Consider the following 15,094-nt stretch of genomic DNA (forward strand, 5'->3'; position numbering starts at 1 on the left):
ACATGTAAACGTTTTATTAGGGGGGGAAGTATGGGGAAGTTATTTTTAAAAATATGTTTTTTCGCATTAGTGACCGTATGTTCATTCGCAGCAAAAATATCATACGCTGAAGAGAGGCAACAAAATAATTATCCTATCATATTGGTGAATGGATTTGCTGGATGGGGTAGAGAAGAAATGCTTGGCGTAAAATATTGGGGTGGTGTTCATGATATACAGGAAGATTTGAAACGCAATGGTTATACGGTACATACCGCAGCTGTTGGACCTGTTTCTAGTAACTGGGATCGTGCATGTGAATTGTATGCACAAATTAGCGGTGGGACAGTAGACTATGGTGCAGTACATGCTGAGAAACATGGACATAATCGTTTTGGCAGAACTTATAGTGGTTTTGCGCCGAATTGGAGTGAAACAAATAAAGTTCATTTAGTTGGACATAGCATGGGTGGACAAACGATTAGAACATTAGTACAGCTATTAAAAGAAGGTAGTTTTGAAGAAAAGAATTATGTGAAAAATCACCCAGACACCAAAATATCACCACTATTTGAAGGCGGAAAATCATATGTTCATAGTGTTACAACATTAGCAACCCCTCACAACGGTACAACACTTGCGGATGGTAGTCTTCTACTGCCGTTCGTTAAAGATTTACTCATTACAGCTGCAAGCTTTGGAGGAAACAATAATTTATCATTATATGATTTTAAATTGGATCAATGGGGTATAAAGAAAAATGCTGGAGAGTCCTTTTTCCAATATAGTAATCGTATTCTAAATAGTTCACTTTGGAAAAATACAAAAGATATAAGTCAATGGGATTTAAGTACAGATGGTGCAAAGGAGTTAAATAATTGGGTAAAGACGCAACCGGATGTGTATTACTTATCTTATAGTGGACATGCATCACAAGCAGCACCTATAACAGGTTTACATTTACCGCATATTACGATGAATAAAGTGTTGATGGGGAATGCATTTTTCTTAGGTTCTTATGCGAGATATGAAGAAAACCGTCCGTTAGTTGATACTTCTTGGTGGCAAAATGATGGTGTAGTAAATACGAATTCTATGATTGCACCATCTTCTAATGTTGCTGTAAATAATAATGGGTCATTACAGATTGGAAAATGGAACCATATCGAAACGAAAGCGAATTGGGATCATCTCGATATGGTAGGATTAAGTGTTTCAGACTCATTAGGTTTTTCTAGCATTCAAGAGTTTTATAGAACAATTGCTGAAAAGCTATCACGTTTACCGAAATAGGTAATAATAAAGCGCTCTCGATGGAATTCGAGAGCGCTTTATATTATATTGAAAGAGGGATTTGGTAGAAAAATATGGGGGGATATTATGAAAATTCAAGTTGTATTATCAGGATACGGAACAGTAGGCAGAGAGTTTATAAAATTATTAAATGAAAAATATTCATATATATATGAAACATATGGGATTCAATTAGTTGTAAGTGGCGTATTAGGGAGAAATATTGCAATACATAATGAAGACGGCTTATCACTTCATCATTTATTGATGTATGGTGGCGGTACCGCTGCAATTGAAAAATATTTAGAGTATCATCCGAAGGAACGTGCAACAACTAGCATAAGTGGCACTGTATTGGTAGAATCAACAGTTACAAATCTTAAAGATGGAAATCCAGGAAGACAATATATGAAACAAGCGATTGAGAAACAGATGGATATAGTAGCAATTTCTAAAGGGGCGCTCGTTACAAACTGGAGAGAAATAAATGAAGCAGCAAGAGGCGCAAATGTACGAATTCGATATAGCGGTGCAACAGCCGCTGCATTACCGACCCTAGATATCGGACAATTTAGTTTAGCCGGTTGCAGTATTGAAAAAATAGAAGGAATATTAAATGGAACAACTAATTATATTCTTACGAAAATGTATGAGGAAGATATGACATTTGAAGAAGCATTGAAAGAAGGACAAGATAAAGGAATTGCTGAGACAAACCCTATATTAGATATAAGTGGTTCAGATAGTGCGTGTAAATTGTTACTTTTGACAAACAGCTTAATGGAAACAGAGAAAACACTTACTGATATACATATAAAAGGAATCGAGCACGTTACAAAACAGCAAATTAGAAATGCTAAGGAACAACATAAAATTATTAAATTAATAGCATCAATATATAAGGATGAGGGTGGCAATGTCAATTTAAATGTTGAACCGTGCGAAATAGAGAAAGATCATCCGTTAGCAAAAGTAAATGGGACCGAAAAAGGAATTACGTTCTTTACAGATACGATGGGACAAGTTACTACAATTGGTGGGGCTTCTAATCCACGAGGCGCTGCAGCTGCAGCTTTAAAAGATGTGATTAACTTATATCGAAAAGATTTGTAAGACCGTACCGCCCTTTATAAAAAATACATATGTCGTGGACCTTTTGAGAATGAAATAAATATGAAAAAATGATTGCAGGGGGTAAGGAATTGTTTAAGGATTTTAAAGTTGTTAAAGATCGTCCCGTTTATATTCAATTGAAAGATTATTTGAAGAAGATGATTATGAAAGGGCATTTGCTCGGGGATCAAAAAATCCCATCAACAAGGGAACTAAGTGAATTACTAAGTGTGAGTAGAAACACTGTACTCGCTGCTTATGCAGATTTAGAACAAGAAGGACTCATTTATGCAGTTAAAGGAAAAGGGAACTTTGTTGCGAAGGTGGATATATCTAACACTTCGTCTGTTGAAATAAATTGGAAAAATAAACTTAATACAGTGACCGCATTAGCGGATGAATTAGATTTAATGAAACATGGTGTTCGTTGGGAAAAGGGAATGATTGTCTTTAATAGTATAGCCCCGGATGAGAAGCTATTTGATGTTGAAAATTTCAAAAGAGCTTTTCTTACTCGTATGTCCATTGAAGGAGACATCGTATTGAACTACGGATATGCAAAGGGATATAGACCGTTAATGAATTATTTACTTCATTACATGGAAATGAAAGGTGTAGACATTTCGAATAAAGATATTCTAATTACAAATGGATTTACAGAAGGATTGGATATTGTACTCTCTTCTTTATCAAAAAAATCTGGTCGTGTCATTTGTGAGAATCCAACTCACCACGCTGCACTAAAGCTGTTCCGTTTACATGGACTTGAAGTTCATGGGATTGATATGCATGAGGATGGTATTGATACGAATGAAGTTGAAAAAAGTTTGCGTGAAAAAGATTTTGATTTTGCTTATTTAATTCCGTCTTATCATAATCCAACCGGTATTGTTACGAGTTCAGAGAAAAGAACGGAATTGATGAGGTTATTCTCAAAATACAACGTTCCTATTATAGAGGACGGATTTAATGAAGAATTACGTTATTCAGGTTCACATTTAGCTCCATTATTAACTTTTGCGGGAGCTGGCAATAATGTGATTTATATTAGTAGCTTTTCAAAGGTACTTTTCCCTGGTTTACGTGTAGGCTGGATTATTGCAGATAAAGAGCTGATTCATTATTTAGAAAGCGTAAAAAGAGCAAGAACGATTCACACATCTACGCTAGATCAAGCTGTTCTGTTTCAATATTTACATGAGGGATATTTTGAGAAATATTTAAAAAAGGCAAGATCTGTTTATAAGAAAAAATATGAGTTAGCTGTCGGGGCATGTAACCAGTACATTCATTTCAAAAGAATGACTGGAGATGGTGGACTTCATTTATTTATAGAACTAGAAGAGCATATGAATGCCCGCACACTTTTACAAAAGTGTTATGAGAAAGGCGTTACGTTTTCACCTGGAGATGTTTTTTACTCTGATGGAGAAGGAGCGAACACTTTCCGATTAGGGTTTTCGCGCTTGAAAGAAGAAGAAATAGTTCGGGGAATTAAAATAATTGGTGATACATTAAAAAATGAAATTTGGAGTTGAGAAAATGAAAATCGGTGTTATTATGGGCGGGGTATCGTCTGAAAAACAAGTTTCAATTATGACGGGGAATGAAATGATTGCTCATTTAGATAAAAATAAGTATGAAATAGTTCCAATTACATTAAATGAAAAAGTGGATTTAATTGAAAAAACGAAAGACATTGATTTTGCGTTGCTCGCGTTACACGGAAAATACGGAGAAGATGGGACAGTTCAAGGAACACTGGAGAGTTTAGGGATTCCTTATAGCGGAAGTAATATGTTATCTAGCAGTATATGTATGGATAAAAATATTTCGAAAAAGATTTTACGTTATGAAGGTGTAGAAACACCAGATTGGATTGAACTTACAAAAATGGAGGATCTAAATCTTGATGAGTTAGATAAGTTAGGATTTCCATTAGTAGTAAAACCAAACTCTGGCGGATCGAGTGTCGGAGTGAAAATCGTTTATAATAAAAATGAATTGATCTCAATGCTAGAAACTGTATTCGAATGGGATTCTGAAGTAGTAATTGAGAAGTATATAAAAGGTGATGAAATTACATGTTCAATTCTGGATGGAAAACAGTTACCTATAGTTTCAATTCGACATGCAGCCGAGTTCTTTGACTACAATGCAAAATATGATGATACTAGTACAGTTGAGGAAGTTATCGAACTTCCAGCAGAAATTAATGAACGTGTAAATAAAGCGTCACTTGCTTGTTATAAAGCATTAAAATGTAGTGTTTATGCAAGAGTTGATATGATGGTGAAGGACGGAATTCCATATGTAATGGAAATTAATACATTACCAGGGATGACACAATCAAGTTTATTGCCAAAAAGTGCAGAAGCGGCGGGAATTAGTTATAGCGAACTATTAGATATGATTATTGAAACATCATTAAAAGTTAGAAAAGAAGAAGGGTTTTAAGGGAATTATATAACTAATTTTTTGACAGTTTCACGAAGTATGCTATGATGAATACATTATAAAAACAAAATATTTATCCACTAGGGGGGCCTTTTATAGGCTGAGATCAAATGTGATTTTGAGACTCTTAGTACCTGATCTGGTTAATGCCAGCGTAGGGAAGTGGGAAAGACGTTGCTATTTAATGAGTAAATAAATACTGTCGATTTCACTTTCTTTACGCCTGTAAAGAAAGTTTTTTTATTTTACAGCTTTAATAATTGTGGATAAATACTTATATTTTATACATTATTGGAGGGATTTAAGTGACTTTTTCACAATCATTACGTAAAGAAGTAGATTCAATTTGGGAAGCGAGTTTTAACCATCCTTTTGTAAAAAAACTTGGTGAAGGAACGTTAGATTTAGCTAGTTTTCGCTATTATGTTCTTCAAGATTCATATTATTTGAGTCATTTTGCTAGAGTACAAACATTAGGAGCTGCGAAAGCTCTTGAATTAGAAACGACAGCTCGTATGGCACACCATGCTCAAAATACATATGAAGCAGAGTTATCTTTACATGAGAATTTTGCTAAAAAACTAGGGATAACGAAAGAAGAAAAAGATAATTTTATTCCTGCGCCAACTGCATATGCGTATACTTCACATATGTATCGTGCTGCGTATGAAGGGCATTTAGGAGATATCATTGCAGCAATTTTACCTTGCTATTGGTTGTATTATGAAATTGGCGAACGCTTAAAAGAGTGCCAGCCGGAAGAGCCAATTTATAACGAATGGATTTCTGCTTATGGATCTGATTGGTTCCGTACGCTAGTTGAAGAACAAATTACACGTTTAGATACTATCGCTGAAAAAGTAACAGAGGCAGACCGCAAACGTATGAAACAGCATTTTATTATTAGCAGTCAATATGAATATTCATTTTGGGAAATGGCTTATACATTAGAAAAGTGGCCAGTGGATACAGACGTAAAAGACGTAATTGGATAAAGAATAGAAGTAATGTTATAGATAGGTATGGATCATACCTATCTATATATTTTTTCTTGTCAAATTTGCGTAAAGTCATTAGTGCTACGGATATGGCGAAATAGAATATCGATAATTTAGCTCATTTACTTGTCTACGCATTAACTGGATAAACTTCTGTCACATTTATTTTACAATCAAAGAACGTAAATGTTGGTGGTATGAAGTTAAATAAGAAAAGAAACCCGAGCTGTTAGCTGTAACGGAGTTGTTTTTTCTTTGCAGGAATTTCTAAATTATCATGGAGTGTTGTTAATACGATATGCAAATATGCATATCGTATTTTTTTTGAGCTCTTTATGTGTTAAAATTAGATATAGAGATATGGAAATATAAAGAAGCAAAAGCAGGAATATCCAATGAATTTTGAGAGGTGTTATATGTTTACAAATAAGAAATTAATTCGATTTGGTTTATCGTTGTTTGTATTTTTAGGGATAATTAATTTTACAATCAGCTATTTCCAAACATATCTTGAAACAGCAGCAGATATTAAATGGGTAATTCCAGAAATTTGGAAAACTATTTTGCTAGATGTTCCTCAAGGTATACTTGTTCTTTTAGGCGCAATTGCTTTATATGATTTCACAAAAGAGGCATCACAAAAAGACGCATCAATCTAAGTGTGTCTTTTTTAATTAACAATTTCATAGAGAGCTTTGCTGGAGAAATAGAATGAAAAGCCCTAATTAGGGCTTTTTTTGTTGGAATTTCTTAACCGTCATAAAAACTGGTCACTTGGAGGTGTTATAGCGAAAGCCATTTACAGTACAGAAAAATCTAAGCAGCAGACGGAAATATATAGGATATGGATCATAATTATTGAGAAATTAATTGAACTTAGTAAGTATGAAGATATGACGCTAGAATTCATATTTTTTAATTTTTATTTATCCCGCTATTTGCCGGGCAGTAAGCCCCCCACCTCAAAATTCAGCGGAAGCAAAGAAGTTAGGTAGGGGATGAACAAAACCCCACTGATTAAAGTTTCACTTTATAAAAATGAGCCCATAGTAAAAATAGGTATATGAACAAGGTGCATCATCTAGTGATAAGTCATACTTTGTTGATGTACGTATTGAACTTAGTTTATAGCGCTATTTCTACTTAGATGTAACGAACAGGAATATAGGGAAGTATCGATGAGGTTGTATTTTATAAACGGAGGTTATGAAAATGAATCAGTTTCAACAAGAACTACAAGCGTTAAGCCTTAATGATTACCGGTCTGGAAATATTGTCTATTGGGACCAGCAAAACCAATATCCATATTACTATATTGAAGATGCTGCTCGTCGCTGTGGCGGTTGTGGTCGTTGTGGCGGTTGTGGTGGAGGTCGTTGTGGCGGCTTCCGTTGTGGTGGCTTCCGTTGTATTGGTTGCTTCGGTTGTTTTGGTTGCGGAGGCTGTGGCGGTTGTGGAGGCTGTGGTGGTTGCTCTAACTGTTTTGATGGTTTTACTGATACTACCGGTACTATTGTAACGTATGAATATTGATAACATCTATCTTGCTAGTTGCGGGCAGTAACATCCCCAAAAAAATTCAGCGAGAGCAAAGAGAAGTTAGGTGGAGGACTGCCCATAAAAGCCCGATTGGTGAGAGCTGATTAAAGTTTCACTTTATCAATTAAAAAACATTAGTTATATGTACGTGCCGACAAAGAATATAGCCATTATTAATGGATATATTCAATCATTCAAGTGAAAGAGTAACAATAAGATATATAGATGTAATCAAGATGTGATGGATAAAGCAATGACTAGATTTAAAATCTAATCATTGTTTTTTTCTTATGGTTTTATCATTAAATATCTGTCTAGTTTGGGCATTGCTTCCTTCTAGCTAATGATTTTATTACAACCGTGTAAGGTTAATGTAATGTTAATCGATAGTAAAATAAGTTGCTTAAGTGTATTTTAAATAAGATTAAAAAGTACTGTTTATCTACAAAATAATAGGGTAAATACTATGTAATTAGGAAGTGTATGAATATGGTTGAACTAAAATCTATTTTCCATTCGTATAAACTAAAGAGAAAAATAGCTAAAGATTTATACGGAAAAAGAGATGAATTATCACTGTTATTAAATGAATTTAATAATATGAAATGTACAGTAACATCTGAAAAGAAGAAAAATAATATATTATCTCGTTTGCAACTAATTTATCAAAATATGAAATCGGATAAGCAGTACCCTCTAGCAGTTGCTTTTGATAGTAAATTATTGGAGCGATTAGAAAAAGAATCTGTACATACTATTGAGGATGGTGTAACATGTCTACATTTAATGTTAGATATGAATTATGAGAAGATAAAACAATATGGTTCGGGTACAAGTAGGTCATTCGTTCCATTATCGCAGTCTTCTATTTGTCTTGCTGATTGTATTTGTTTAACAGGAGTTGTAGTAGGTTTACTAGGAGCAATTTCATTTGGGGGATTACTGTTATCTATATGTTCAATTACATAAAGGTTGATATTTGTAAAAAGGGCACCGAATTAAGGTGTTCTTTTTTGGTTTTTTTGTAAAGTTATTGTAAATGATAAGTACAATGCATTAGGTTTAATGTATAATTCGAATGTATTGAAATACAAATATTATAGAGGTGTTATACATGATAATTACTTTGAATTTTTAAAAGAGTCGGTTTGATAATAGTTTATGTAGATAAATAGTTTTTACGTTTCTTTTAAATACTTGGTTTAAATGGATTAGATTAAGTAACTATTGTTCTAGCTTTTTGATAATCAAGACAACTGAAGAAAGGAAGGAATCATTTTATGAAAAAATTAAGGCTGCTAACATTTGAAAATATAGTAGAACCCCTTTTAAATGAAAAGGTATCATTTATATACTTTCCTATTGAATGGCTGGACATCGTAGAGATACATTATAAGACATTTTTATTAACGAGTAAGTTGAAACGTTTGAATGAAAGATTGTATGATATGTTTTCAGATATATTGTTTATTCAGCATAATCCGTACGTATTAAATGAAAATACACCATGGATTGTATCAAAAGAACCTATTAAACAAGAGCAGCTCGATTATATTTTTCAAAGTTGGTATGAGATTATTCATGATTGGAAGCCAAATAGATTAGTAGAACTACCAAAATATGAATGGCAATCCGATTTGATTTCTAATTTGCCAGTACTACATGATAATGAAACGTATTCTAAGTGGGTACCCGCTTTAATCTCACATATTTTTTGTGAGCGTCCTATATATTTAGAAAATACAAATGAAGAAGAAATCTATTTTTCTCCTCTTAGATCACAAAATATTTGTGAGGCGATGTCAGAGCCGATAAAAGATGAAAAAACACAAGATTTTTTCTCCTATGTATATCGATTCCAATGCATAACCCGCGGTGGTGAGAACGCTCCATTATTAAATATTTCAATAGGGATTCGGAGATTTTATCAAGAATATAAGATGTTGGGTCAAACAAACCTTGATATAACAACGTTTGTTTGACTTATTTTTATAAAATGCAAACATTTTGCAAACATAAGTTATCCAAAGATACTTTTACCGAAGTTTTTAACAGCTTCTTCTTGCATATTCGGTAAAACATGAGAATAGACACTTAATGTCATTGAAATATCTGTATGACCTAATCGCTCACTGATGATTTTAGGGTTAACTCCTTGTTTCAATAGTAGAGTTGCGTGTGTATGTCTTAAATCATGGAATTTAATTTCTTTTATACCTACTTTGTGTGTCATCCTAATGAAACTTTTTCTGAAATGTGCTCTTTTTATTATTCTTCCAAACTCATTACAATTTATTAAATCTTGATCTAGATAAGCAGAACCAAACCTTAATTTCTCTTTATTGATTAAAATTTTATGTTTTTTTAAGGCTGCTATTGTTTCATTAGGTACAGGAATTGTGCGTTTTGATGAATTTGTTTTTGCAGTTTTTTTGATTTTATTGTCATGACCAGATGTTTGATTTATTGTAACAGTATGTTTTTCAAAATCAATGTCCTGCCATCGTAAACCTAAAACTTCTCCCAGACGCATACCTGTAGTTATTGCAAGTAGATACCCAATGTGATATCGTGATTCTTGTGAATGAGCTAAAAACTTTTTTACTTCTTCCTCTGTCCAAGTCTGGATAGGGGTTTTTTCTTTTTTAGGTATCTCAGCAAAATCAGCGGGATTTCGAGAAATAATATTTTGTTTTACGGCTAGGTTTAAAGCGCTCTTTAAAATTCTATGCATAAGCAGAATAGAATTGTTTGCAATCCCTTTATCTATTGCAGTCTTATAACATTTTTGAATGTGTATAACATTTAATTTATGGAGTGCAACCATTCCTATACTAGGTATAACATGTTGGTTGATAAACGCCTTATAGCCAGCAAAGGTACTCTTTTCTATGCTCATACTTTTAATTTCTAGCCAATGATTTAGATAATCCTTTAACGTAACTTTAGATGGTTCTATAAAAGTTCCTTCATTCAACTCTGTAATTTTCTTTGCCACATCAGCCTGTGCTTCTTTTTTTGTCTTATACCCAGAAAACCACTTTTGTCTTCTTTTTCCTGTCTCTGGATCAGGCCCAATATCAATAACAATACAATACTTATTTCCTCTTTTTCGAATATGTCCTTTCACTTAAAACACTCCTTCATTTGTTTTGAATCATGTTGTATAAGTCTAGTTGTAATTTTGCTGCTTTGAAAATTACATAGTTGGACATATCAGCGATAGATACATTTTACCATATAGGAAATGTGATATGCATGTTAGTATGGTATTAAAGCTTCTAGTTCTTCTTTTATAGATAATAACCTTTGCATAATTTCGTTATTATTATTTTGTTGATTAAAACTATAAATCATATTGTCCATATCAGCGTGTCTTAATTTTAACTCTTCTTCAATTATATTTAATTCTTTGTTAAATTGTGAATCGAACTTTATACCAGAGTAATCATATCTTGCAAAAACTGGCGCGCTTTGAATGTCTTTAATACGTAATATCATATTGTATCTCTGCATTATTTCATTTAATGCAAAATCATTAGTAACAAAAATAGGTGTTTTTTCGTAGTCAGCTTCCTGACATACTTCAATAACCCAAGCAAAATCAATTGCTGCATTCCAAATGGCCTTAATAAAGGATTCTCTTTTTGAGAAATTTTTCTTCTTTTTAGCGTGAATTAAACTAGCCATACCTTTACCATTTTTGAGTTTGAAATCACTAAAGGTTAAAATTGCGGTACCAAAGTGGGCTAAACTAATGATGTTAACCGTTTTAGACATAAAATCATAATAGTTTCTTAATTTTTCATGGTTCTTTAATTCTCTATTCTCTATTAATAGTCTTAATTTGAGTGTACAAATATAGGATAACAATAAATTTAAAGTAACTTTTGGATTATCTAAATTTTTTACAATAGGTTCCATGATTTGTTTTAAATGATTAATATTGTGTTCGGATTCAAAAGGCTTATTAGGATATAAAACTTTTTTTAAGGGGAAATCTTCTAATATAGACAATATATAATCTTGCTTTGTTACAAAACTCTCTACATTTAATGAGTAGTCTTGTGATATGTTTCTACAATTTTCATTTAAAGCCTGATGTATTTGGAATTCTAAATTATATTCTCTAACTGTTTTTATCATTTCGAAAAAATCGGTTAATAGTTCTGGATTAGATTTTTTCCATCTGTTAATGGTATCGATTGGATTCTTGAAATAATCTTCTAGATAGATACAAACATTAGAGTCTAATACTAGTATAAAGTTTTCATTTTTTTCTGTTAGAAATTTCTTTAAATCAATAAAACCAGTTTCTTTAGTTACAGGTGAAGAGTACATAAGGGGCATCAAATCATCCTTTTTAATTGTGAATTTAAAACGCTATAACATTATATTACTTTTTACAGATTTTATAAATGCAATTTTACATATTTAAATTTAGGATTAAAAAAACAACGCTTCAACATAAAGTTTAACTTTCTCAAGTATTTTCAGAATTTGAGAGAATAGATGTTTGGGTTATTTGTGATAGAATATTCTTAATAATATAATTTGACGGAACGAAAAAGACCCATAGCGTGTGTAATTGTGCTGGGAACACTTTTACACCGTTTGCCCTAATTGTAGTAGGGAAAACATTTGCCATGAGCCTTTCAGTTACGACTATGCGTAACATATACGGCTAGTATAACACAGCTTTTAGATGTAATTCATCATTAAGGTGCGTTTTCATGATAGGGAAGTGTGTCTTGTTCCAATAAGGGGGGACAAAACATGTGGAAAGCTCTAAATCAAATTGAAAAAGAGTTATGTGCAGCTGGAATAAGGAAAAATAAACTAGCAAATTATTGGGGAGTTAAGCCAAGTACTGTTACAAAAGTTTTTAAAGGTAACACAGATATGAGTTTTGGCTTTCTTTCTAAGACAGTCATCCTATTAAACAAAGGCATACATGTTCAAGAAAATTTATTAACAGATTATATACATATAACGAAACCAAAATCAGAAAACTTACGTGAGGCAATGGAGGATTTAGCTTTAAGGGGAAAGTTTAATCTATTAATTAATATTATAAATAGTGAATCACAATCAAAGGTAGCAGAAAATAGAGAATTTGCTAATGTGTATCGAATTATATATAGACGATATATAGGTGAGATTGATGCTACACAGTACCATAAGGCATTAAGCCTCGAAAGTAAATCAATAAGAACCTCAGAGATGGAAGTGTTAATTGAAATTTTATTGTGTCAAGCGCAATATCAATCGGGTAATTTTACTTCTTTAAATGAGCGTTTAAAATCTCTTGAAATAAAAATAAATAAAATAAGTAATAGGTACATTCGAGAATGTTATAAATTACGATATAAAGAAGCCATTGCCGTTACTTCGTTGCAGGGTGGTGAAGTCAGTGAAGCAAGGAATTTTAGCATGGAACTATTAGATGATCTTGAATGGGATAACTTTTTTTCTTTTCCAAAAGTAAATGCATATTTAAAGTTAGGTGAATCTTATATTTTTTCAGCGAATGAATATGAGAAGGCAAAATATTATTTGGAAAAGACTCTTGAAGTGATAGGGGATAGTAAGATTAATGGAATTGAGAGAAAAAGAAAAATGGTGCAACATACATTATCATTTCTAAAGATTCATCATGATAAAGGAATTAGTAGCTTAGATGTTGTCCATCCAGGTGAATTAGCATATTTAAGGATTAAACAAGGTAAGAAGATTGAAGCGAGAAAACTATTAAATCAATTAAATGAGAAGAATGGAAGATTAACAGACATACAGACTGCATATTTAGGTTTAACATATGAAGGTACAAAAAAAGAAGAGTTAATGAAACGTTCTCTTTTGATGTGTCAAAAATCAGGGAATATATTTTATTCGAATTTACCAAAAATACACTTGGGTTTAATTTGAATAATTGGTATAATTGTCTTCGGAAAGAGGTGAAATAATGAAAAAAATAATTACAATCATTCCTGCGCTATTAATAGCTGCTACATTATTCATTAACACTGATTCTATAAAAGAAAAGCCTAGTACAAATAATTCAAAACCTACAATTCAACACATGATGGTTGACCCTGGTGGCGGCTGGTAAAATACATAATAAAGGTATATATATATTACAAATGACATCGTCTTAATTGACGATGTCATTTGTAGTTTTAGGAGAAATTTCTTTTTTTACTAAAAGAAGAAAAAAGAAATTATTGTAAAAAAAATCCAAAAACAAAAAGAGGGAGATCGAAGAAGATGAAGAGTAAAGAAGGGGAAGTTAATCTAATTAAACAAGCTTTATTACTTTTGCAAGAAGAAGATAATCCAAAAGAGAAATTATTTTCTATTTGTTTGAGTGAATCCAAAAAAGAAAAAGTCATGTAAAAAAGACTATCTAACTTTCTTGGATAGTCTTTTTATACTACATATTTCCTTTAGATTTCTCGTAGTTCACAAACATCTCTAATTGCTCTAATGCTTTTTTTCGTTGTTCTTCAGGTAAGTCATTAATGATTTGAAGAATTTCGTGTGCTTCTTTTGTTAACTGTAAGTCTTCGCCCGCTGTTAAATCTGGTGAATCAGATAAACCCAACAAATAATCTGTTGTTACTTTTAAATAATTTGCTATCTTCTGAAGTGTACGTGTACCGGGTGCTTTTTTTCCCTCGACATAATTATAAACAGAAACATGACTAACACCAATTGCGTCGGCTAACTGTTGTTGGGTGATGCTCTTCTTTTCAATTAATGATTTCAATCTCTCATGACTAAACATAATAAAAAACACCCCAAGTTTATTTTATATGAAATTATTTTTTCTTAATTACTATTATGGTGTCACACTGTCATTATATATTAACTATCAGTTAAGTGGAAAGGTAATTTTTATGGAAAAAGTTTTTGGAAACACTTGAACTTAACTTAAGGTTAAGTTATTATGTAATTAACAACAAAAACGGAAGAGAGGAGTTGTTTATGAAAACTCTAAAGCAGCTACGTGTAGAACAGGGATATACATGTAAGGAAGTAGCTGAAGCCGTTGGTATTACTGAAGTTTATTATTGGTATATAGAAAACGGGAAGCGTCGACCTTATTATGATTTAATTGTGAAAATTGCTGAGTTTTTTAAAGTGAAGTTAGATGCAATTAAAATTTTTTGTCCACAACTTAACCCTTAGTTAAGTTGTGGTTGGTTAAGTGAATTAGAAAGGAGCAAAACAAAATGGGATTAGATCAAATCATTAAAGAGTCAATCCGCGAAGTTGTTCGCGAAGAAATTCAAGCAGCTTTAGCTTCATTCCAACAACAATCACAACCAAACAAGGTAATGAGGGTGAAAGAAGCAGCTGCTTACCTCAATATAGCAGTTTGTAGAATGTATGAATTAGCAAATCACCCACATTTTCCAGTGATCAGGGAAGGACGTAAATTACTTTTCTTGCAAAAGGATTTAGAAGCTTGGCTTGAAGCACAAAAGGAGGTGATTTAGTGGAAGATACAACCTCATTAGCTATATTAGCGATATTAATTGCATGTGGTTCATGTTTGTTTTACATAACTTATGAACCGATAAAACAATGGGCTTGGAGTGATGTGAAGCAAAGTAAAAAGACCCATTGCAGTGGGTCCTTTTCAAAAAATAAGTTGTTATAAGTATACCACGGAAAATAGGGAGATAGCACATTGGTTTTATGAAAAGGAG

General features: G+C 32.4%; 18 protein-coding genes, 1 pseudogene and 1 riboswitch. Of the genes and pseudogenes, 16 read left to right on the forward strand and 3 right to left on the reverse strand.

Going from position 1 to position 15,094, the window contains the following annotated elements; genetic code table 11:
* Positions 1–30: 30 nt before the first annotated feature.
* The 10 genes and pseudogenes from HMPREF1014_RS12765 to HMPREF1014_RS12810 all read left to right on the forward strand — a co-directional run bounded on the left by HMPREF1014_RS12765 (position 31) and on the right by HMPREF1014_RS12810 (position 9,361).
* Positions 31–1,272, forward strand: a complete 1,242-nt coding sequence (locus tag HMPREF1014_RS12765; RefSeq protein WP_000517069.1) for an esterase/lipase family protein — start codon at positions 31–33, stop codon at positions 1,270–1,272.
* Between the two features lie 87 nt (positions 1,273–1,359).
* Positions 1,360–2,385: a homoserine dehydrogenase gene (locus tag HMPREF1014_RS12770; RefSeq protein WP_000701768.1), complete on the forward strand. Its 1,026-nt coding sequence runs from the start codon at positions 1,360–1,362 to the stop codon at positions 2,383–2,385.
* Positions 2,386–2,474: 89 nt separating this feature from the next.
* Entirely contained in the window at positions 2,475–3,923 is a 1,449-nt protein-coding gene (gene pdxR / locus HMPREF1014_RS12775; RefSeq protein WP_000471629.1) for a MocR-like pyridoxine biosynthesis transcription factor PdxR, read from the forward strand.
* 4 nt (positions 3,924–3,927) lie between these two features.
* Positions 3,928–4,842, forward strand: a complete 915-nt coding sequence (locus HMPREF1014_RS12780; RefSeq protein ID WP_009326978.1) for a D-alanine--D-alanine ligase — start codon at positions 3,928–3,930, stop codon at positions 4,840–4,842.
* Positions 4,843–4,914: 72 nt separating this feature from the next.
* Positions 4,915–5,020, forward strand: a riboswitch (TPP riboswitch).
* Positions 5,021–5,147: 127 nt separating this feature from the next.
* Entirely contained in the window at positions 5,148–5,837 is a 690-nt protein-coding gene (gene tenA, locus HMPREF1014_RS12785; RefSeq protein WP_000144509.1) for a thiaminase II, read from the forward strand.
* A 398-nt stretch (positions 5,838–6,235) separates the two neighbouring features.
* On the forward strand, positions 6,236–6,499 hold the full coding sequence (locus tag HMPREF1014_RS12790; RefSeq protein WP_002082716.1) for a DUF3937 domain-containing protein: 264 nt from the start codon (positions 6,236–6,238) through the stop codon (positions 6,497–6,499).
* A gap of 553 nt (positions 6,500–7,052) precedes the next feature.
* Positions 7,053–7,373 (forward strand): heterocycloanthracin/sonorensin family bacteriocin, encoded by a 321-nt coding sequence (locus HMPREF1014_RS12800; RefSeq protein WP_001071364.1) that lies wholly within the window; start codon positions 7,053–7,055, stop codon positions 7,371–7,373.
* 145 nt (positions 7,374–7,518) lie between these two features.
* Positions 7,519–7,653: pseudogene (locus HMPREF1014_RS31255) on the forward strand (site-specific integrase); the annotation flags it as partial.
* Between the two features lie 209 nt (positions 7,654–7,862).
* Positions 7,863–8,348, forward strand: coding sequence for a hypothetical protein (locus HMPREF1014_RS12805; RefSeq protein WP_009326979.1), 486 nt, complete (start codon positions 7,863–7,865; stop codon positions 8,346–8,348).
* Positions 8,349–8,659: 311 nt separating this feature from the next.
* Complete coding sequence (locus HMPREF1014_RS12810) at positions 8,660–9,361, forward strand: pPIWI_RE module domain-containing protein (protein ID WP_000736193.1); 702 nt, start codon at positions 8,660–8,662, stop codon at positions 9,359–9,361.
* A gap of 38 nt (positions 9,362–9,399) precedes the next feature.
* Here HMPREF1014_RS12810 and HMPREF1014_RS12815 read toward each other — a convergent pair whose 3' ends face one another.
* Complete coding sequence (locus HMPREF1014_RS12815; RefSeq protein ID WP_000675852.1) at positions 9,400–10,509, reverse strand: site-specific integrase; 1,110 nt, start codon at positions 10,507–10,509, stop codon at positions 9,400–9,402.
* 131 nt (positions 10,510–10,640) lie between these two features.
* The gene (locus tag HMPREF1014_RS12820) at positions 10,641–11,720 is read right to left on the reverse strand and encodes a hypothetical protein (RefSeq protein WP_157466022.1); all 1,080 of its coding nucleotides are present in this window, start codon (positions 11,718–11,720) and stop codon (positions 10,641–10,643) included.
* A 435-nt stretch (positions 11,721–12,155) separates the two neighbouring features.
* Here HMPREF1014_RS12820 and HMPREF1014_RS12825 point away from each other — a divergent pair, with 435 nt between their 5' ends.
* The 3 genes from HMPREF1014_RS12825 (at position 12,156) to HMPREF1014_RS32115 (ending at position 13,775) form a co-directional block, all read left to right on the forward strand.
* Positions 12,156–13,307 (forward strand): AimR family lysis-lysogeny pheromone receptor, encoded by a 1,152-nt coding sequence (locus HMPREF1014_RS12825; protein WP_000265310.1) that lies wholly within the window; start codon positions 12,156–12,158, stop codon positions 13,305–13,307.
* A 37-nt stretch (positions 13,308–13,344) separates the two neighbouring features.
* Complete coding sequence (locus tag HMPREF1014_RS12830) at positions 13,345–13,491, forward strand: hypothetical protein (protein WP_000720922.1); 147 nt, start codon at positions 13,345–13,347, stop codon at positions 13,489–13,491.
* Positions 13,492–13,646: 155 nt separating this feature from the next.
* Positions 13,647–13,775 (forward strand): hypothetical protein, encoded by a 129-nt coding sequence (locus tag HMPREF1014_RS32115; RefSeq protein ID WP_000836783.1) that lies wholly within the window; start codon positions 13,647–13,649, stop codon positions 13,773–13,775.
* A 37-nt stretch (positions 13,776–13,812) separates the two neighbouring features.
* On the opposite strand, the gene HMPREF1014_RS12835 is transcribed toward HMPREF1014_RS32115, so the two are convergent.
* Positions 13,813–14,166, reverse strand: a complete 354-nt coding sequence (locus HMPREF1014_RS12835) for a helix-turn-helix domain-containing protein (RefSeq protein ID WP_000491236.1) — start codon at positions 14,164–14,166, stop codon at positions 13,813–13,815.
* A 200-nt stretch (positions 14,167–14,366) separates the two neighbouring features.
* On the opposite strand from HMPREF1014_RS12835, the gene HMPREF1014_RS12840 reads away from it, so the two are divergent.
* Genes HMPREF1014_RS12840 through HMPREF1014_RS31575 form a run of 3 tightly spaced genes read left to right on the forward strand, consistent with a single transcriptional unit; the run spans position 14,367 to position 15,045 of the window.
* On the forward strand, positions 14,367–14,570 hold the full coding sequence (locus HMPREF1014_RS12840; protein WP_000854269.1) for a helix-turn-helix domain-containing protein: 204 nt from the start codon (positions 14,367–14,369) through the stop codon (positions 14,568–14,570).
* Between the two features lie 44 nt (positions 14,571–14,614).
* Complete coding sequence (locus tag HMPREF1014_RS12845) at positions 14,615–14,881, forward strand: helix-turn-helix domain-containing protein (RefSeq protein WP_000522030.1); 267 nt, start codon at positions 14,615–14,617, stop codon at positions 14,879–14,881.
* Positions 14,881–15,045: a hypothetical protein gene (locus HMPREF1014_RS31575; protein ID WP_000390284.1), complete on the forward strand. Its 165-nt coding sequence runs from the start codon at positions 14,881–14,883 to the stop codon at positions 15,043–15,045. Before HMPREF1014_RS12845 ends, HMPREF1014_RS31575 begins: the two co-directional genes overlap by 1 nt.
* Positions 15,046–15,094 lie beyond the last annotated feature (49 nt).

The sequence above is a fragment of the Bacillus sp. 7_6_55CFAA_CT2 genome, from assembly GCF_000238655.1.
GTDB classification, from domain to species: Bacteria; Bacillota; Bacilli; order Bacillales; family Bacillaceae_G; genus Bacillus_A; species Bacillus_A cereus.